Below are 19,842 nucleotides of genomic sequence, written 5' to 3' on the forward strand. Positions count from 1 at the left end.
GTTTTCATAAAGCCTTTTACCTCAATATCCTGACTGTCGTTAGAGATGTATGCAAGTTTAACGACAATAAATTAGGTATTGTGGCAGGGGGCTTTTTTTTCATTTAGGCCCAAAGTATCATTGTCGTAATATGTAAATAGACCTTATTTTATAAATAGGGGGTGATCCTAATGGATTATAAAACCGATGTTACGGAAGGGACTTTAGTACAGGAAAGTGAGGTTGAGAAGTGTCTAGCGTACCAGTTTCAGGGAGGTTGAAGTTATCGCCAAAAGCAGAGCAGTCGTTTCAGCAAGCTAAGAAAGTACATGGAGGACAAACAAGATTCCTTGAACAGGCAGTAGAACATTTCGTCATTGGTCCTCAAACATTTGAAAAAAAACTGAATAACATTGAGAGTCTTGTTTGTTTACTTGCTGAAAAACATGGGATTGAGTTGCATAAACTATCCGATGATGATCAACAAGCACTGGATCATCTTCGATGGGCGATTACACGGAGTAGGGCATGAAGAGGTTCTTAAAGCCGAAGTGGTTGTCATTGTATCTAATTGTATTGGCTGATTTATTCTTGCTACCATCTTTGATTCAGCTCCCTTTATACATCATTAAATTCAAGATGAATGCTATTGATGAGTGGTTTGCAGACTTTAACATATTTAAAGCTATTCAAAGTACTTTACATAATGCGGATATGCTTAAAGGGTGGTTAACACTTCAATTTATAGTATTGGTCTTGGTTGTATTAATCTTTTGGCGTGACATGCCGGGGAGAAAGAACCGTGTTTTAGATGGCGTGGGTGGACCCGAAGCAGCTGGTTCTGGTCAATTTGGGACAAGCAGATGGATGACAGATAAAGAAGTAAACAAATCTGCAACACTCTGGATCTTAAAGCAAATTGTCTTATCCGGCGGAATTGTGCTTGGAGCAGTATTGGATGGAAGAAAACCATACGCTTTGGTCGATACATCGGACAGTAACACGATCATAATTGGTGCCACCCGATCAGGTAAAACTCGAAGATTGATTTTTCCATCCATTTATATGCTGGCCCATGCCGGTGAATCGATGATTGTCACTGACCCTAAAGGTGAGTTATATGATCGTTCAGCTACTTTTTTAGAAGAACAAGGGTACAAAGTGACGTTTCTGGATTTCCGAAAACCAGGTCACGGTAATCGAACAAACTATATGGAGCCAGTTCTCGAAGCGCTGCGTCAAGGTGATGTTCCTTTAGCAACAAAGCATGCCTGGTCGATTGCTCACATGTTTGTTTATCAGAAGCCGGGATCAGATAAAGGAGAGGCTATTTGGAGAGATGGTCCTGAATCAGTTATCGCAGCATTGATTCTTGCTGTCGCGATGGAAGCTCCTACTGAAGAAGAAAAACACATGTATTCGGTTTACAAAATGTTGGTAGAGCTAGGCAGAGTCAGACAGGTTTTGGTTGCAGGGAAATTAATAGATTACGTGCCTTTGAACGATTACTTTGATAAATTGCCCCTTGATCATCCTGCTAGAGATGCTTACGCTACTGCATTTCTTGCTCCCGAGAGAACACGAGGCAGCTTTTTCTCGTCAGCATCAGCTTTGCTTCGGTTGTTTGCGGATCCGTCAATTGCGTTTCTGACATCTAAGCAAGATCATGATCTGACAGATGTAGGCAAAGAAAAAACGGCCGTATTTTTAATTATCCCGGACGAGGATAAAACTCGCCATCCTTATGCAGCTCTCTATGTTAATCAAACTTACGATGCATTGGTGGAATATGCGAATCAATGTGGGGGAAGGCTCCCAGTTCGTGTAAATATGCTGCTCGATGAGTTTGGTAACATGCCACCATTTCCTGACTTCGATACGAAATTGACGGTATCTCTTGGTCGTGGTGTTCGTTGGAATTTGGTTATTCAAGCCTACGGACAGTTGGTGGAAAAGTACGGGGCAAATATTGCAGAAACAATTAAAGGTAATGTCCAAAATACAATCTATTTGAAAACCACAGAAATAAAGACAGCGGAAGAATTAAGTAAGCGGACAGGTAACTATACGATTGCAACTGAGGGTAGCTCATACAACGTTGGGAAAAACCAAACCAATCGCGGTGCTTCTACAAGTTTTGCCAAACGTGCCCTTCTGGAGCCTGATGAGGTCATAAGATGGCCAAAAGATCTCGCATTGGTTTTCCGAGGTGGGATGTTCCCAGCGAAAATTCCATTACCTGACTTGAGTTTGTGGCCGGCCGATAAGGAACTCGCTTCCATGGGTGTAGAGTCTGAACGTAAAATCGATAAAATCAGATTCTTCATTCCAGATATGGAGGGTAGTCAACAAACACATAATGAAACAGCATCTGCACATGATGATGACGATGATGAGGCACCAAGTACTTACATGGATGTATAACAGCTAAATTGGTTTAGTACCAACTATTAATCTATCAAATATGGTTTAGGGAGGATCAATTGGAAATGAAACGAAAAGTTAAGGATTTTCTTAACAACAGTAAAACATTAAGAATATTTATGATATTTTCAATCATCTCATTATTTGCAGCAACTCCTATTTTCGCTTCACAACCTAAGATTGTATCAGGGGGAATCGAGCTCGTAAAAGCTGCGACTGGATGGCTCATGTTACTAATCCCTGTTACTGCCATCTGCATGTTTGTATGGCATGCCTGGATGAAGTCCCTCGCTGATGGAGAAGGCGGACAAGTTGCAGAACGTAATAAGAAAATGAAAAATGTCATTATTTACTCTGCGATTGCTTTAGGTGGAACAGGTCTAGTTAACTTGCTGCTCGGATACTTAAAGTAGGGGTGATCATTTGATATCACCAAGATATTTATGGAATCCAATCGGGGATTTAATTGAGGATGCTATTGAAAAATGGTTTACCAACATTGCTGAAAAAGCGATAAATGCCTTTACTGAATTCCTAAATGAAATAAACGGTATTGCTGTGACCGTACTAGATTTTCAAATCGTAACCTCTGCTACAGCGTATGCTCAATCTATTGCTGTCGTCATTGTTGTCGCAAAATTTATGTTCGAACTTTGGTATAACAATATTCTCCGAGAAAATGGTGATTCGGACGGAGATGTCAGCAGTGTGTTTTGGAGATTAGCAGAAGCTTGCGGAATTATCTTCGCAGCTCCATGGATTGTACGACAGGTTTATGTATGGGGGACAGCACTTGCCCAAGATGTAACGGCTATGCCCGGGATTAATCAGAGTGACATGGGAGACACGCTGAGGACATCTATGGTTGGAGGAATAGCAACTTCTAGCTTCCCGATAGGCATAGCGATCGCGATTATTTTTGCGTTGGTGCTATTGATTATTGTATTGATCCAAACCTTCATCAGGGCTGCCGAAATTTCAATGGCCGCTATAGTTGGAGTGTTTATGGCTACCGGATTAACAAATCCTAATTCTCAGGCTTTTCAAAGCTGGTGGAGAGAAGTGTTAAATCTTTCATTAGCACAAGCAATACAAATGTTTTTGATAAAGGCGAGTTTCGTTGCTTTACTGTCATTTGGAGCAGCGCCGTGGGCGAACGTTCTTTTATTTTGTGGGTTTGTTTGGGTCACATATAAGTCGCCATCCATACTGAAGCAGTATGTGTACTCTACTGGATTCGGGAAAGCGGCTGGTGGTGCTGCGCAACAGGCCGGATCCATGGTCATGATGAGAAAACTGATGAGTAGGGGAGTGAAATAAGAATGGAATATTTTATTCCTAAAAACGTCAAGACAAGAGTGGAGCTGTTACCGGGTTTTGGGATCAAGGAGCTATTGATTGTATTGGTGGGAGCAGTAATTGGATTGAGCCTATCCTTCATAATCTTTTTCTTCTCGAAATCTCCGATGTCATTCTTGGTTGTAGTCTTATTTGCTGCCTTATCATTCTTTCTTGCTAAGCCAGAGCCGCGTACTGGAAGAAACGCCCTGGATCTGCTCAAAGATATTAGGAGCTTTAAATCGAAACCCTCCCGATATTATTACCGATTTGGAGAGGGCAGAGAATAAAAGTAGTTCCCAATGAAAAAGGGGTGAAGGTGTATTGAGTATCAAAGAAAGATTAAAACAACATGCCAAAGGGGCTCAAAGTAAATCTGCTGGGGCCCCTCCCCCGGTCAAATCACCGGCGGCGAAGGAACCGTCTTCACAATCGTGGGTACCAATAAAAGATATACATAATAACATTATCTATCGGAAAGACAATGTTATTGTAGCAGCGGTAAGGGTCCAGCCCGTAAACATTGCATTGCTAAGCGAAAATGAGCAAGCAAGGAAGATTAAACAGCTTGAAGAAGTTTTAAATGGTATTGACTATAAAAACCAAACACTGTCTATTGCAAAGCCAGTTGATTTGGATGCATATATCCTAGGGCTTGAACAAATGAAACAAGAAGCTGATACGGCTTTAATAGCACGTTTGTTAAATGGATATATCCAACAAGCAGCTGCAAAAGCAACGAGTGGTGAAGCTTTGGAACGACATTTCTATATTTTGATTGACCAAGCTCTTTCGAAGAAAGCACAACATGAAGAACAAGTGTTGTTACAGAAAGCCCTTGAACTAGCAAATGGCCTTACTCATGCAGAGTTATTAAGCCATGTGTGCAACGACAACGAACTTCGTGATTTGCAATTTATTTTTAGTAACCCTAACCAAGCAGCATATGAAAGGGCTCCTCTGAATTCACAGAGTCTCCCTCCAGTATTCTTTGCAGCAGAGGGGGCCTATGCATGAGTGAAACGGTAACCAAAAAAAAGAAACGTAGGCAACAGAATGAACCATCAACACATTTTACGGGATTATTAGACATTATCAGTCCAACTGCTTTGGATTTCCAAAGTAAAACGATTACCAATGGTGAAATGTACCAGAGGGTTCTAACGATTGTTGATTACCCTGAGCGTGTGAAGCCGGCATGGATTTCCAGAGTGGCTACACTGCCAGGAGTTGTAGTAAGTATACATGCAACGCCTACAGATGCTTATGCACTGATTCAACAAATCAATATCTCAATGGGAGAGCTCGAAGGTAAACTCATTCAAGGTGGTAACCCACTTTTGATGGAACGAACTACAAACCAACTTAAAGGCGCTAAACATCTAATTAAAAAGATTGATACTGAGCAACAAGCAGTATTTTTTGTGACGGTAGTACTACTGATTACTGCAAATGATCGGGATGAGCTACAACAACGAACAAAAAGAGTTGAATCAATGTTGTCAGCAGCTGGTATGCGAGGAAGGACACCAATGTTCCGGCAAGAAGAAGGGTTAAGAACCGTAGGCCCATATGGGATTCTTGTTCCAGAAATCGCTCAAATAGGTGCAAGAAATATGCCAGTGGAGACACTAGCAGCGATGTATCCTTTCGTTTACTCCGGAATCAATGATGGCAATGGAAATCTTCTTGGATCTGATAAATCAGGTGGAATTGTGCTTGTAGATTTCTGGCTTCGAGATGGCAGTCGGACCAATTCGAATGTAACAGTCTTAGGCCGTCCGGGGGTAGGTAAATCGACCATCATTAAGAAGATCCTTATGAAGGAATTTGCAAGTGGTACCAAGATTATCATCATCGATCCTGAACGAGAATACAAGGATTTATGTAATAACCTTGGTGGAGATTGGATCGATTGTGGTGGGGGCTCAAAAGGAAGAATCAATCCCTTACAGGTAAGGTCAGTCCCACTTGATGATGACGATGAGGAGCACCGTCTATACAGTGAGGAGGATATCAGTAAAGGAGCATTGGGACTCCACTTCCAATTCCTACGTACTTTCTTCCGGCTTTACTTAAAAGAATTGACAAAAATCCAACGTGGTTTATTGGAAATCGCTCTAGAAGAAGTATATAAGGAAGCCAATATTACCTGGACTACAGATCCAAAAACCATTCCGGATGATCAATGGCCAACTATAAAGGAACTTCAAAAGTACTGTGAAGTGAAATCAGACACTGCAGAAAAACATAAAGAGGCTTGGGCAGAACTTGCTCTTCTTCTTCGACCAGCAGCTATCGGTGCAGACCAAGCGCTTTGGGCTGGCCCAACGACAATAAAAGCTGACTCAAATTTTGTGTGTTTGGATATTAATCAATTGCTTGAAGCCGACGAAGAAATCCGGAAATCACAATTTTATAATATTCTGTCGTGGGCATGGCATAAAATCGCTGAAGATCGCACGCAGAAAGTCATACTTGCTACCGATGAAACTTATCTTCTAGTGGATCCTGATGCCCCTCAACCGTTGCAGTTTTTACGTAATACATCGAAGCGCATTCGGAAATATGAAGGCGGGCTAATGGTCATTACTCATAACATGGTTGACTTTATGGATCCTGCAGTACGTAGATATGGACAAGCACTGCTAGACAATCCGGTCTACAAAATCATTATGGGCCAGGGCGAAAACGACATTGACGCATTGAAGAAGCTAATGCACTTATCTGAAAAAGAAGTAGAAACTTTGCTTGCCGGTAATCGGGGAGAGGCCTTGTTTGTAGCAGGTAATCGTCGGATTCATGCTTCGTTTGAAGTAGCCCCATTTGAAATGGAGATGTTCGGTAAGGCCGGTGGGCGTTAATGCTTAAACTGAAGTTGATATTATCCATGTTGGATAATCCAGAAAAATTCCTGAAGATTTTCTTGATCACAATCGCTGTACTAGCGCTATTCATAAACTTGTTCATCGTTACTCCCACTATGTTTTGGAAACACGTACCTATGGGAAAGTCACAGGCAGAATATGAATATTATCTTAAGGGCGCAGAGCAGATCCAGGAAGAAACAGGTATTGCAGTGAATTGGCAGTATATCATGGCTATTGATGCTGTAATCCTTGACCATAACTTTAGAAAAGCAAGCCAGAAACGTGCCTATTCTTATAAACCATATTTTATTAGAGAAGAGATCATCACGGTTGAAAAAACCTGCACGAATGACAAGGGGAAGGAGTACGATTGTTCTTATACGGAGACGGTGTATCATTTGAGACCCTTTGATGAGACACTTCAGATGCTGGTTGATGATAGGCATATCAAACCTGATCAGATCCAGGATGTTATGGATAAAGTTCAGTATGTAATTGAGGTTACGGATGGTAAGGTGAGATTTGTTGGCGGACCAGATGAAGATGGTGAACCGGGGGATGGAATTGGGGAATTTCAACCGGTTACTGGTGCTATGGGATGGCCTACAGAAAGCCACATTACTCGTATTACTTCACCTTTTGGTTGGCGGATACACCCCAAAACAGGAGTTAGGAAACTGCACAGGGGGATGGATATAGGTACTCCTATGAATACCAATGTTTACGCTGCACTGGACGGGGAAATCACAAAAGCTGGTTGGGATAGCAGCGGTGGGGGAAATACCGTAATTATCCGGCATGCTGATGGGATGGTTACCAAATACATGCATTTGAACAGTTTTGTCATACGATCTGGAAGTGTAAAGGCAGGTCAGCTGATCGCAAAATCTGGTAATACAGGCGGAAGCACAGGACCACATCTTCACTTCGGTGTTGAAATAAATGGAGAGCCTGTGGATCCCATGATGTATTACAAATAGATAATTATTTACTAGGTTCATCAACAAGAGATTTAAGAAAAGCAATCAGTTTGACTCTTTGGTCATCATTCAGCTTATCAAGGACATTGTATAAATCTTTTCTTTCATCTGTTGTTAAAGTGAAAGCTTCTGCAGGAAGTAAGTCAATAAAGGGAACATTTAGTGCATTACAAATCTTTTCTATGGTCTTCAGTGAAGGCGATCGACCTTGATTCGTTTCAATATCATTTACGGTCGATTTACTTACCTCGGCCAGAGTGGCTAGGTCATTTGTTGAAAGACCACGAATGTTTCTGTAATACCTAATTCTGTTACCTATATTCATAGACTCACCTCCTAAAAAAGTAATAGCTGCCTATAAATATTATCATAAAAAGCCACCTTTTTCATTCGTTCTTTTTTTAGGTATTAATATTTACTTTATACCTATTTATAGGTACAATTATGTTAGATTCAGTGCCAATCTAACCCAAAGAAGTACTATAAAAGCCTTTTACTTCAGGTGAAAAATTGGATTTTTGACGCCTTAAGTTTGTCGTTATATGGAGTCTTTTGTCATGGAGGGGTTCGATTTGTACGGATTAATCGTCAGTCCTGGAAATGTTCAAGAAGTAAAGGAGGCGATCAAAGGATCGGAAGTCTGGTTTGAGAAAATCGGTATATTCAATCCAGATACATTTGTACAACATTGCCAGGCTGCTGCAGCCGTCAATATGCAGGCTCTAATAATAGATGCCACTTGTATAGATGATTCCTCACTGATTAAAGGGATTCGTCAATTTCGGTTAAAGCGAGGGGCGACTAGGATCGTTTTAATCGCGCCGGGACGAGAGCCGGGAGATGTGACGATTAGTACTCTGCTTAAGCTTCAGGTTTTTGACTTTGTAGCTCCGAAGTTGGAAACTCTCGAAGGCGATGAGGATGAAGATTCGGATGACCTAGACGACGATCTAGATGAAAGCGATGAGGATCAAAAGGACCCTCCCAATGAAAGAATGCCCCTATCTCATTACATAAAACAGCAACTGCTTATGCGGCCAGAATACTCCAATGCAGCACGATGGGATTTAGGGGTAGATGAAGTAGGTACCGTCCAAAACAAGCAAGACACTGGAAAGGGCAAGGAAAAACAGGAAACAAACCAATCCGCGAAACTTGATCAAACATTACTAAAAGAAATTCATGACATTGAAATTGAACCACCGCCGATCAAGGAGAAACAAACGCTAGTAGAAACCATTATTGGAACAGTAGTCATTGCAGTAATTGGTGTAGAGGAGGCTGTTGGTACAACCCACACAGCCCTTCTTGTTACAAATTTCATCGCTAGAAAAGGGCGTAAAGTTGCCATCATTGAGGCAAATGATCATAGGGATTTTGCCAAAATTGAAGCAGCTTATGAAGGAATGATTGGATCCGAGACCGATGTGTCCATCTTCAGTATCAGTGGAGTTGATTACTACAAATCCAGCTATAAATACAACATCGCCGAGCTGTTGGAACAAAACTATGACTATATTGTTCTTGATTTGGGTGATCATCATTCGAGCCATTATCTCGAAGAGTTTTACAGAGCCCATGTACAGCTTGTCATAGGACATGGCAGCGAGTGGAGACAACACAGGTTGTTCGAATTTGCTGAAGAGCATGGCCATCGAGATCAGGCCAACTGGATTTTTTGCATCCCACACGTGGAGGAAGTTGTGATAGGCGACATTCAAAAAGAACTTCATGAAGGGAAGATTCACGCCATTCCTTCTCATCCTGATCCTTACCGGATAAACAAGGGAACAGATTCAACCCTTGAACGATTTTTAAAAGAGTATATCGGGAAGAAACGTAACAAAAATCGGCAGTGGATTATATACAGCGTTATGGTCGCTATCATCATTCTATTGATCATTTTACTTGCAGTTAAATGAAGGGAGTAAGGGTATGTCAAGAATTCGATTTAGACATAAGCAGCTTTTATTAGCCGGTTCTATTGGGGGAGCCAGCATACTACTGATCTGTGTTATTGCTGGATATTTCATTTTTAAACACATTGATAACAAGAATGAAAATGAAAAGACTGTAATTGAACAGGAACGTGACTATGCTAAAAAACAATTAGAGGAGGAGACAGTAGCAGTTCAAGTTGCAGCTGCAGATTATACAGCAGGTGATCTTTTACAAGGATCTGATTTAGTGACAATCAACATTCCAAAACGCGCAGTTCCAGACAATGTAATGAGTGCAGATGAGATTGTTGGAAAGTACACGAAGATTAATCTCAAAAAAAACACCCCCATAACAGCATCCATGCTTTTTGAAGAAGATATTACTCCGCATGATTTAAGAAATCAGGAGTTCCGCCTAATCGAGTTGCCAAGCAAACTCGACAAAGATGAATTTGTAGACGTTCGTGTAAAATTCCCGACAGGTCAAGATTATATTGTGTTGTCTAAAAAGAAAGTCAAAGATCTGGCCAATGGAACGATTTGGTATGAAATGAATGAAAAAGAGATTCTTACCATGTCTAGTGCAATCGTAGATGCATATATCAACGATGCTTCGATCTATGCGCTTAGCTATGTGGATCCTTATATGCAGAACAAAGCTACTGTAACCTATCCTGCGAATGAAAAAGTACTAGATCTAATAGAGTCAGATCCTAATATCGTGGAGGTAGCAACGACGGAACTTGAGCGTCGATACCGCCAAAAACTTGAAAGCGATATTAGCTCTATGACCGACAAACAAAGACAAGATTACCTTAATGGACTGAATGGCACCAAGAAAGAAGATCAGAAACAAACACAGGAAAATGAGGGATCTTCAGTAACCGGCAACTCATTGCTTGATCAACAGCAAACCCTTCAGGATTCAGATGCGGTTTTCTCAGATACTAACGAAAGTGTTCCGTTAACGGAAACGGAGTAAGGAGGAAGGTATGAAGCAGATTCTTTTCATCGGTGATCTGGATAAAACAGACTTATTGTTTTACGCAGCAAAAATTGCCTCACTTGAAAAAGACGTCCTTATCGCTGATTTTACTCAGAGCAAGCGTTATGAGCATGCCTATCCCAAGGTTGAGAATGGCGAAATTATTCAACAACATGATCGTTTTGATGTAGCTGAAGGCCTCGAGAATTATAGCGATCTAGAAGCCATTCTAATGAAGCATTCATATGACATTGTGCTTATAGATGTGGATCGAGAAACATCGCTTAAAAATTGGCCGGCGAGTGATCTGCATTACCTGGTGACTTCCTATGAGAATCCTGTTATCCAGAAGAACCTAAAACTTATCGAGTCTTTTTTCCATGAGAAATCGGCTTCGGACCTATTTTCAATCACAAAGATTATTCATGAAGTCCATGGCACCTTAAATGAAGACTACATCAATGATCTCTTGGACAAGTACCCAATCCACTGGGATGAAAGCCTGACATATTATCCAGATGAACGTGATCTGACTCGGAAAATAAGCAATCAATATACAAGTACTGTCAAGGTTAAGGGGTTATCTGGTCCGTATAAAGAAGTTTTGAAATCTATCACCGCTAAAATTCTTGATCGGAATATTAAAGAAATTAGCAGCCTCTGGAAACAAGCTGAAAGGAGAAAGTGAAATGGGACAAGTCGCGTTTTGGGGAATTCAAGATGGTTTGGGTGTAACAAGTAATGTAGCTGCTGTTGCTTCTATATTAGCTTTGGAATATCAAATTAAAACACTCGTCTCTCAGCCGCAGTGGTCTGAAGCAACATTGGAATACGCATTTCGGAGTTCAATTACTAGGTATAATCGCGATTTCATGAACTTTGCTATCCAGGGATTAGACAGTTTAGATCGGGCCGTACGAAGTAACAAATTAGAACGTGAATCTATAAAGAACAATTCACTTCTGATTGAACCTGACCGTCTGGACTTCCTCCAGGGATCTACAAAACTGAATAAAGAAGAGTTTGAGGGATCTCATGGAATTATTCAAACGATCTTTCAGAAAGCAGACGAATATTATGAGGCTGTTCTACTGGACGTCCAAAGCGGTGAGAATAGCCAGGTCACCCAAGCTCTAATGAAACAATCCGAACTGATAGTTGTTTGCGTTAATCAGAATATATCAATTCTAGAACAATACTTTAATGAGCGTACAAACTGGCCGTCTTTCCTTCGTGAAAAGCCGCAAATTGTTTTGATAGGCCAGTATGATCAGAGTTCTAAATACAAACTTAGAAACATCATCAATAAGTACAGATTTAAGGGAAGGATTTTCCCTATCTCTTATAACACTGATTTTAGAGATCATTTCAATGACGGCGATGTCAAAGGCTTTTTCTCGAAGTATAGAGGAGTAGGAAAAAGGGATGAAAATTATGTCTTTATCGATGAAGTAAGAACAGCAGCGCGTTCTATTTTGGAAGAGATAGGAGTCAATACGCAAATTAAGCATATTGAAAGAGGGGCTTCGTAATGAACTGGTCGGCTTTAATGAATCTTTTATTGATACTAATCATCCTGGTATCAGTTTTGATTTTCTTCATATACAAGCTGAATAAGTTGCGCAATCAAGCTCCAGCTAAAAAACTTGAGTTCGATTCAGAAAAATTCCGGTTAGACAAAATTCATGATTTTGTTGCTGATTCGATCAATGAATACTTAAGCATTAATTTGTTGGATCTCGGTTTATCAACGGAAGAGTATAGACGCAGAGAAGCCAACATGGGAGAACTTCAAAATGCCCTCCGGAATGCAAATACTGGGGACATTCAAGAGAAGATCTACGTAAAACAGCATATTCGGGATTTGCTCACGCTGAAATATGAGATCAATAAAGACAACATTGATTATGTCATTCCATTCCGAGATCTAGATCGACTTAGTTCACAGGATAAATTTGAAATTTTAATGGTGCTTTACAAAAAACAACATGGTTTCAAGGCACTTGATGTTCTGATTCAACAATATGATTTGGCAAGACCTAAACGAATTATCGAAGGCGGAACTACTGAATCTTATGTGATCACTGAAGCGGAGATCGATGAAATTTATGCTAAAGAAGCACATGGGCGCATTAGCTTCGATGATAAATTAGCAGTTGTTGTGCAGCGGATATATCAAGAATACAAAGGACACGGTGTTATTGATGAAATCAGAGATATGTCTATTGATGGGGTATCAGGGGGCGTATCAGGATTACCTCCAAGCATGCAGTTAATCGATGATGAACTTGAACTGTTAGATCAGATGCATAAATCCAAAAAGGGAACTTACAACAGCATTTGGATATTTTATCGTGGTAATCCCATACACCTTTCCTTCTTAAGCTTTGAAACAGAGCATGATCTGAAAAGAGTAGCCCAGAACATATACAAATATGATAGTAAAACTCAATTAACTGAAGATAAGCCATATGTTGTTAACGATATGAAAGATGGTTCCAGGGTGGTTGTGGTTCGTCCTCCTTTTGCTGAGAGCTGGGCCTTCTGGGTGAGAAAATTTGATTTACCTAATATGACTCTTGAAAAGCTTATTTCAGATGAATCCGCCGAGAATGCGGAATTACCAAGAGAGATGATTAAATTCTTGATGAAGGGTGGAAGAGTTACCGGTTTCACAGGAGATCAGGGGGCAGGTAAAACATCCGTTGCGATGGCGTCTGTCAAATACATCGATGCAAAATATACCTTGCGAATTCAAGAGATGGCATTTGAGCTCCATTTGAGAAGATTGTATCCAGAAAGAAATACAATTGCCTTTCGAGAAACTGATAGTATAAGTGGCCAAGAATCCCTGGATGTAACCAAAAAGACTGATGGCACTGTAAGTATTCTGGGCGAAATTTCAACCGATGAAGTCGCTTCCTGGTTTGTGAAGATGGCTACTGTTGCAAGTAAATTCACAATATTCACTGCTCATCCTAAGAGCTTTAACGATCTCATTGACTACTTGCGGAATGCTTTGGTAAACAAAAAGTTTTTTACAGACCAAAAGGCAGCTGAAGATCAGGTGGCGCGCGTTCTTGAAATGGACGTCCATCTTGAGAAGAACAACACAGGTAAACGCTACATTGAGAGGATTACAGAATCGATTTACACAAAGCCAGAAGATAATGTTCAGTTCGTGACTGAAATCGAGAAACTTTCAAAACAGGAAGGCATGGAAGCTAAAATGGAAGCTCTTATTGCTATCCAATTGGAAGCACATCGTAAGAACACGATGAAAAACTGGTCGGCTCATAACATCATCGAATATCGCGATGGTAAGTATATTGCGATGGAGCCTTTATCTCATCAAAAAGTGAAATCTATGTTATCTGTTATGTCTCCAGAAGATGGATTGTCATTCAAAGCCTTCCTTAAAAAATATTGGGGGCATGTGTCCTATGATTGATCTTAAGATTCTCTGGATTTTAGTAGGCGTTTTATTTACTGCATTCGTTGTAACGGGAATCATTCATTTTAACGTAAAAAAGAAGTCCGGGAATAAGGCTTATGTTAACGAATCAAAGGCTCGAATGCATCTATTCTATCAGAAATCCTATATTTTATTTCTAAGAATACCAGGATTGAGAAGACAGATTGAAAGAATCAAACTTAGGCTCTCGACGATTAATCCGTATGACGAAATGACCCTGAGAAAAGAAACAATGAAAATTACACTTAAAACACTTTTGTTGTTATTTCTAGGCGTAGATCTCTTCGCATTGTTTAGTCGTAGCTTGATGGGGACCGTATTCGCTGTTATGGGTGCGATCTTAATTAACAGTCTGCTTATCACTCACTTTGTAAAAAAAGAGGAAGACCGACTGCTTGTGCAACTAACCAATTTCTTGGAAGAACAGCGTCATGAATATCAAGATAATAAAAGGCTCGAGGAATCAATGTATAGAGCCGCCCAAAATTCTGCTCATACCATCAAGCTACAGATTGAAAAAATCCATAAAATGCTCACTTCGAAAGAACCGGAAAAGGAATTGGATGCTTTTTATAATGTAGCACCAAACCGGTATCTGAAAATATACGCTGGTGTATCGCATTTAGTCATGGAATATGGTGATCGTAACTTAAGCAAAGGTTCGATGTATCTAAATGCTCTCAATAAGATGGTTCGAGAGATTCGGGATGATCTTCTTCGAAGAAGTCGATTGAGCTACAGACTGAACAATTTGACCATTATGGCACTTTTACCGATTTTGCTAACCTTTCCTATCGTACTTTGGGCTGAAACCTTCTTTCCAGTCATGAGAGAGTTCTATAGCGGAACGATGGGATACATTTTAAGACTTGTTATCTACGCAGCTAGCATTATCTGTTACCTGTTGGTGAGGAAAGTTGGGGAACTTGAAGACGCTAAATATATTGCACCTGTGGCAAGGAAAAATTGGGAGGAAAAAGTCTACCGAATTCCTGTCATTAAGAGAATGATTGACCTTATCGTTCCTTCAAAGAATACAAAAAAGCATCACAAGATTACTTCATTACTGAAGCAATCAAACTCACCACTTTTACTTGAGTGGTTTTATATACAACGAATAGTAGTGGGTTTGGCCTGTTTTATCTTAGTTGTTTCTCTTTCAGTCTTCCTTCATTGGAATTCAGTTCAGCAAGTCAAGCTAAGTCCTACACTGGATAATGTCAGTTTAGTAGGTGCGCTTAATGCAAAAGAACTTCAAGAAGGCGTTGAGAGAACGAAGCTTGATAACCAGGTAATAGAAAGTATAGAAGGGGTGGGGCAACTTTCAAGAGAGATCATTAGTAAGAAAGTATCTGAATTAACACCGACACAATTAGATGGAATCCACTTGAATAACATTACAAATAGAATCATTGAGAAAATTATGATTCTGGAGAACGCATACTTCAAATGGTACGAGCTCCTTGTAGCAATTGGATTCTTCATCATTGGTTTATTCATTCCTGTTTGGATCCTCATGTTTCAACGAAAAATGAGAGCCATGGAGATGCAAAATGAAGTAGATCAATTCCATACACTAATTTCAATACTATGTGAATTTGAGCGAGTGTCGGTGCAAATCGTTCTGGAATGGATGGAAAGATACGCTCTTATTTTTAAAACTCCTCTTAAAAAATGTCTGAACAACTATGATCGAGGGGCAGAGAAAGTATTAGTACAGCTTAAAGAAGACGCGCCTTTTAGTTCCTTTGGAAAAATTGTTAATCGGTTAATGAGATCGGTTGAAAAGATTTCTGTTAAAGAGGCGTTTGATGACTTGGAAATGCAACAAGAATATCATCGTGAACAAAAGATTGAACGAATGAATCGACTCATTACCAAGAAGGTAGCCTGGGGACGGATCTTTGGTTGGACACCGATCATCTTGTTAATTGCACTTTTCCTACTGTTCCCAATGCTTTATGTTTCTTTCAAGAATATGGGCGAGCTCATGATCAATCTTCAAAATTTAACGTAGAGGAGTAATTGAAAGATGGATGATACAACTGGTAAAGGATTATCCCTAACAGGGACAATATTTATTACGATTGGATACATTACGTTGGGGGTTTTATTGTTTGCCTTGGTAGTCGCTGGTGTTAAGGTGGCACAAGATCGGATGACAGGTATTACAGATCAGCTACAACAGGCCGAATACACAACATTTGACAACGGCACCATGTCTGGCAGCCAAGTACTGAATTCCATTCGTCAATACATGAATAATGATCAGTTCGGTATTGAAGTTACTACAGGTAAAAACAGTACTACTTTTTACGGAAATACGTTTAGTAACGAGGGTGAAATTATAGGCAATACAAAAAACACTGACTTGAAGCCGGCTCAAAACCAAGCGAGTACTGACTACATCAATCCATCGGGTAAATTCAAAACCTCACTTGTCTATGATAAGAACGGCGTAGTACGTGGTTTGAAAATGAAGCAATCAACACTCGCTACTCCTTAAAACAAATTCATCAGTTGCAGCATTTCTCCTCGTCAGAGGAATGCTGCAGCCTAAATAAAGGAGTTGTCAGATTATGAATGATAATAATGCTGAATCATCGATATCACTAATGGCAGCTGTTATATGGTTTGTAGCAGCGCTTTCTATCGGATTAACATCATATGTTTTACAAGAAAAGAGCATAGAAGCCGTAGCTATAGCTAATGCAAATGAAGATCGGCGAGTCCAAACACTGTACAAAATTGAAGCAAATGAAACTTATTCTGGAGCGCAAGTCATTCAGACACTTTATGAAATCAATAAGATTGAAGCTGATATTGAAGTAAATCATTTATTTTTCTCTAAAAACATCAATATTGAAAGCACCGATGTTTCCGGCATCGATCCTTATAAAAACTATATAGTTACCTTTGAACGAAATACTGAGGGCAAGCTTCAGAAGATAATTTTTAGGGGGTGAACACTTGAACTCATTGTCGAAAATAGTGGCTATCATTATAGGAATCTTTTTGTTCCTTTTGTATCCGCTATACCAGCAAGCCCAAAAGCATGATGAATTATCCCAGACTGTTGTTCATAACGCTGTTACTGAATTTGTAGACGCTGCTAGAACCAAAGGGTTCATCAGTCCGACGATGTACTCTGAGTTCTCACAGAAACTTGCCGCAACAGGAAATGTTTTTGATATCGAAATATCTCATCTACATAAAAAATACAATCCGCTGTACACTGACCCAGCTGATCCAAATACATTTCAAAAAAGCTTCGAGGCCTATTATGACGGGTTTTATACTGATGAAATTATGAAGGTGCTCTACCCGGATCAGAATATTCCAGAGGACAGTGAGACAAGGAAATATAAGCTCAGCCTCTACGATTACCTTTCAGTAAAAGTGACCAACCGTAATACAACAATGGCTCAGGTCATCCAAAATTCTTTGTTTGGTCTTACAGAGCAAGGGGCTTCTTCTAAGATATTTGTTCCGTATGGAGGCATGGTTCTCAATGAAGATTACTAATCTTGCTATAGCCTTTGTTCTCATTGTAGCACCGTTCTATTTTGTTTTAGATTTACGAGCAAGTGCTTTATCTAAAGTCAATTATCTGGAAGATCAATATGATACAGCATTAAAGACGGCCAGCCAAGATGCTGCGGTCCTTCTAAACATTAATGAATATCAAGAATATGAGGCAGGATATCAGTCTAATAAATTCTTCAATGCTAATAAAGAATTAGCAATCGATGCGTTTTTTAGAAGTCTTTATCTCAATTTCAATATCGAAAATGATCCAATTTCTCAAGGTGCATTTTCTTCTTATGTGCCGGCTGTCGTCGTTACCGATTATGACGGATATTGGATTTATGCTCTTACGGAATACTCAAACTCTCAAGGTGAAATTGCCTATAAGCATATGTGGAGGCCAAAAAAACCATATGCTTTCACAGATCAACAAGGCAACGTATTTAATTTTACTCTTGATGGATACGTCAGGGTTCATGACGTAAGTACACGAACTTGGATTAAAGGATGGCAGCAAGATTTAGCAGGTCGTTATAACATTCCTCTTCTGAACGATAAAGCTGCTTTTGAGGCTCAAAGACGGACGATCATTGTTGATAGCATTCAACAGGATCTTGCCTTCGTGATCAATAAGCATAACGAATTTGTGAGTAAATATGGAATTAGCTATTCGTTTTCTCTTCCTTATATACCTAAAGAGGATTGGGTGAATACCATTGACGATATTGGCGTTATAGCCTTTATTCAAGGGATTCCGATTGGGGACCGATACTATAATAACTACGCTTTCGGTGGTGGACGACTTGTAAAAAAACCGGTCATCTATGGGTCCGTGGATCAGCAAACGGGGATTAGATATTACTACCGGGATAGCTGTTCCTACCCGTACCGAATCGAAGAAGCATTTAGTAGTGAAAAGGAGGCTGCAGCTGCTGGATATTTCCCGAAAGAATGTTTTAATGGGTCTCCGTAGCGTCAAATAGGTAGTCTTCCTGGATTCAGGAAGACCGCGGCCTATTTGTCACTTGCCGCATCGGCACAGCGTATCAGGGCGCTTGAAATTGTCAAGGATTTACCGCTACGCGTTCCTCCGTGACAATTAAGTCCAACTACTCCAGCAGCGCCTTTGGCGCTTTGCTGAGCCTCTAGTTGGACTACGCGCGAGGGTTAAACTTGTTGATTACTCGACCTGAATTGCTTGTTCCAAGCGGCAAGCATACCGGCCGCAGCTGATTTTAATAGGATTCTGCCTTTAGGATAGTGGGGAGCATAAGGGATGATTGAAAGGGGTGATGCTGGTTGTTATTTTGCTATCGGAAGATTATGAAACATTGAAGTCAAAATATATAGACGGAGAGTGAGATCAAATGAGAGTGATTTTTAAAAGTTTACTTGCCGGTGTTTTGCTGACGACTGCTGCTTATGGTGTAGTGAGTGCTAACACGACAGAAGCCAAAAGTGCAGCTCAAGTAGAAGTTTTGTTGGACGCGAAAAAGATGAAGTTTCCAGATGCCAAGCCGTTCCAAGATCAACAAGGTAGTGTGATGGTTCCGATTCGTTTTGTGTCCGAAGCTTTAGGAGGGAAGATCAGCTATAGCAAAAGTGGTGGTAAAACCACTGTTGAAGTAAAGAAAGGCACGGATACGGTCAAAATGACAGTTGGCCAAACAACTGCGTTAGTGAACGGGAAGTCCAAAAGCTATGGTACGAAGATCATTCTAAAGGATAGCCGGACATTTGTTCCTCTACGCCTGGTGAGTGAAGGTCTGGGTGAAAAGGTCAGTTGGGATAAAGTTGGCCGGTGGGTCTGGATCGGCGAGAAGAATTTCCGAAATACAGACGATGATCAGTTTAAACTTCAGTCATTAGATGAATTCAAAGCATATACAAAATCTTCTATTTATTTTAAAAAATTCTCGGCAGATAAAGAGCAATTTGATGGAATAAAAGTTATTCACGCTAATCAATTGCCGATCAAACTTGGAGATGGCGAAATTATCTATGACATAAAGATTGAAAAATCCAATGGGAAAGATTACATCGCGATACGTAGTTCTGTTCGAGGGACACCAATCTTTTTCATGGTCAAAAATGATCATGTAAAATATCGGACGGGTGTAGATAATGCTTTTGTAAACCATAAGGACGGGACAGCAACGAATTATTATCCAGTTACTAGTACATCGGATGTTTTCCAAAATGGGAAGTACATTCAACGTTATGATTGGACAAAATTTCGACTAAATATGGCTGATTACATCGCGTTCAGTACAGATAAACCTAAAGATTACATCGTGGCCATTGTTAACCCTTTTAAATAAGG

The 19,842-nt window shown here is 40.2% G+C and carries 20 protein-coding genes; 19 read left to right on the plus strand and 1 reads right to left on the minus strand.

Annotated elements, in window-relative coordinates; translation table 11 throughout:
- Nucleotides 1-229: 229 nt before the first annotated feature.
- From RB298_RS04840 to RB298_RS04875, 8 genes are all read left to right on the plus strand, one after another.
- Complete coding sequence (locus RB298_RS04840) at nt 230-511, plus strand: hypothetical protein (RefSeq protein WP_486046108.1); 282 nt, start codon at nt 230-232, stop codon at nt 509-511.
- Entirely contained in the window at nt 508-2,403 is a 1,896-nt protein-coding gene (locus RB298_RS04845; protein WP_486046110.1) for a VirD4-like conjugal transfer protein, CD1115 family, read from the plus strand. Before RB298_RS04840 ends, RB298_RS04845 begins: the two co-directional genes overlap by 4 nt.
- Before the next feature lie 65 nt (nt 2,404-2,468).
- On the plus strand, nt 2,469-2,816 hold the full coding sequence (locus tag RB298_RS04850) for a hypothetical protein (protein WP_486046112.1): 348 nt from the start codon (nt 2,469-2,471) through the stop codon (nt 2,814-2,816).
- 10 nt (nt 2,817-2,826) lie between these two features.
- Complete coding sequence (locus tag RB298_RS04855; RefSeq protein ID WP_427496167.1) at nt 2,827-3,723, plus strand: conjugal transfer protein TrbL family protein; 897 nt, start codon at nt 2,827-2,829, stop codon at nt 3,721-3,723.
- A gap of 2 nt (nt 3,724-3,725) precedes the next feature.
- Nucleotides 3,726-4,031: a PrgI family protein gene (locus RB298_RS04860; RefSeq protein WP_486046114.1), complete on the plus strand. Its 306-nt coding sequence runs from the start codon at nt 3,726-3,728 to the stop codon at nt 4,029-4,031.
- A gap of 34 nt (nt 4,032-4,065) precedes the next feature.
- On the plus strand, nt 4,066-4,758 hold the full coding sequence (locus tag RB298_RS04865; protein WP_486046116.1) for a TraC-like domain-containing protein: 693 nt from the start codon (nt 4,066-4,068) through the stop codon (nt 4,756-4,758).
- Nucleotides 4,755-6,605: a VirB4 family type IV secretion system protein gene (locus tag RB298_RS04870; protein ID WP_486046118.1), complete on the plus strand. Its 1,851-nt coding sequence runs from the start codon at nt 4,755-4,757 to the stop codon at nt 6,603-6,605. Before RB298_RS04865 ends, RB298_RS04870 begins: the two co-directional genes overlap by 4 nt.
- Complete coding sequence (locus RB298_RS04875; protein ID WP_486046120.1) at nt 6,605-7,591, plus strand: M23 family metallopeptidase; 987 nt, start codon at nt 6,605-6,607, stop codon at nt 7,589-7,591. Before RB298_RS04870 ends, RB298_RS04875 begins: the two co-directional genes overlap by 1 nt.
- Nucleotides 7,592-7,595: 4 nt before the next feature.
- On the opposite strand, the gene RB298_RS04880 is transcribed toward RB298_RS04875, so the two are convergent.
- Nucleotides 7,596-7,916, minus strand: coding sequence for a helix-turn-helix transcriptional regulator (locus RB298_RS04880; RefSeq protein ID WP_486046122.1), 321 nt, complete (start codon nt 7,914-7,916; stop codon nt 7,596-7,598).
- Between the two features lie 247 nt (nt 7,917-8,163).
- On the opposite strand from RB298_RS04880, the gene RB298_RS04885 reads away from it, so the two are divergent.
- The 11 genes from RB298_RS04885 to RB298_RS04935 all read left to right on the plus strand — a co-directional run bounded on the left by RB298_RS04885 (nt 8,164) and on the right by RB298_RS04935 (nt 19,840).
- A complete protein-coding gene (locus tag RB298_RS04885; protein ID WP_486046124.1) occupies nt 8,164-9,513 on the plus strand; it encodes a hypothetical protein in 1,350 nt (449 codons plus the stop codon).
- Nucleotides 9,514-9,526: 13 nt separating this feature from the next.
- The gene (locus tag RB298_RS04890; protein ID WP_486046126.1) at nt 9,527-10,513 is read left to right on the plus strand and encodes an SAF domain-containing protein; all 987 of its coding nucleotides are present in this window, start codon (nt 9,527-9,529) and stop codon (nt 10,511-10,513) included.
- 10 nt (nt 10,514-10,523) lie between these two features.
- Nucleotides 10,524-11,204 carry a hypothetical protein gene (locus tag RB298_RS04895; protein WP_486046128.1) on the plus strand — a complete coding sequence of 227 codons (681 nt, stop codon included), beginning with the start codon at nt 10,524-10,526 and terminating at the stop codon, nt 11,202-11,204.
- Nucleotide 11,205: 1 nt separating this feature from the next.
- Nucleotides 11,206-12,048: a hypothetical protein gene (locus tag RB298_RS04900; RefSeq protein WP_486046130.1), complete on the plus strand. Its 843-nt coding sequence runs from the start codon at nt 11,206-11,208 to the stop codon at nt 12,046-12,048.
- The gene (locus RB298_RS04905) at nt 12,048-13,967 is read left to right on the plus strand and encodes a P-loop NTPase family protein (protein WP_486046132.1); all 1,920 of its coding nucleotides are present in this window, start codon (nt 12,048-12,050) and stop codon (nt 13,965-13,967) included. The genes RB298_RS04900 and RB298_RS04905 overlap by 1 nt, the downstream gene beginning before the upstream one ends.
- Complete coding sequence (locus tag RB298_RS04910) at nt 13,960-16,008, plus strand: hypothetical protein (RefSeq protein WP_486046134.1); 2,049 nt, start codon at nt 13,960-13,962, stop codon at nt 16,006-16,008. The genes RB298_RS04905 and RB298_RS04910 overlap by 8 nt, the downstream gene beginning before the upstream one ends.
- 15 nt (nt 16,009-16,023) lie before the next feature.
- Nucleotides 16,024-16,497: an ABC transporter permease gene (locus RB298_RS04915; RefSeq protein ID WP_486046136.1), complete on the plus strand. Its 474-nt coding sequence runs from the start codon at nt 16,024-16,026 to the stop codon at nt 16,495-16,497.
- A 73-nt stretch (nt 16,498-16,570) separates the two neighbouring features.
- Nucleotides 16,571-16,957 (plus strand): hypothetical protein, encoded by a 387-nt coding sequence (locus tag RB298_RS04920; RefSeq protein WP_486046138.1) that lies wholly within the window; start codon nt 16,571-16,573, stop codon nt 16,955-16,957.
- Between the two features lie 4 nt (nt 16,958-16,961).
- Nucleotides 16,962-17,516, plus strand: coding sequence for a hypothetical protein (locus RB298_RS04925; protein WP_486046140.1), 555 nt, complete (start codon nt 16,962-16,964; stop codon nt 17,514-17,516).
- Nucleotides 17,503-18,492 (plus strand): hypothetical protein, encoded by a 990-nt coding sequence (locus RB298_RS04930; RefSeq protein ID WP_486046142.1) that lies wholly within the window; start codon nt 17,503-17,505, stop codon nt 18,490-18,492. Before RB298_RS04925 ends, RB298_RS04930 begins: the two co-directional genes overlap by 14 nt.
- Before the next feature lie 394 nt (nt 18,493-18,886).
- Complete coding sequence (locus RB298_RS04935; protein ID WP_486046144.1) at nt 18,887-19,840, plus strand: copper amine oxidase N-terminal domain-containing protein; 954 nt, start codon at nt 18,887-18,889, stop codon at nt 19,838-19,840.
- The last annotated feature ends 2 nt before the right edge of the window (nt 19,841-19,842 follow it).

This window comes from Priestia sp. BR_2 (genome assembly GCF_041954005.1).
Classification (GTDB): Bacteria; Bacillota; Bacilli; order Paenibacillales; family Paenibacillaceae; genus Paenibacillus_AQ; species Paenibacillus_AQ lautus_A.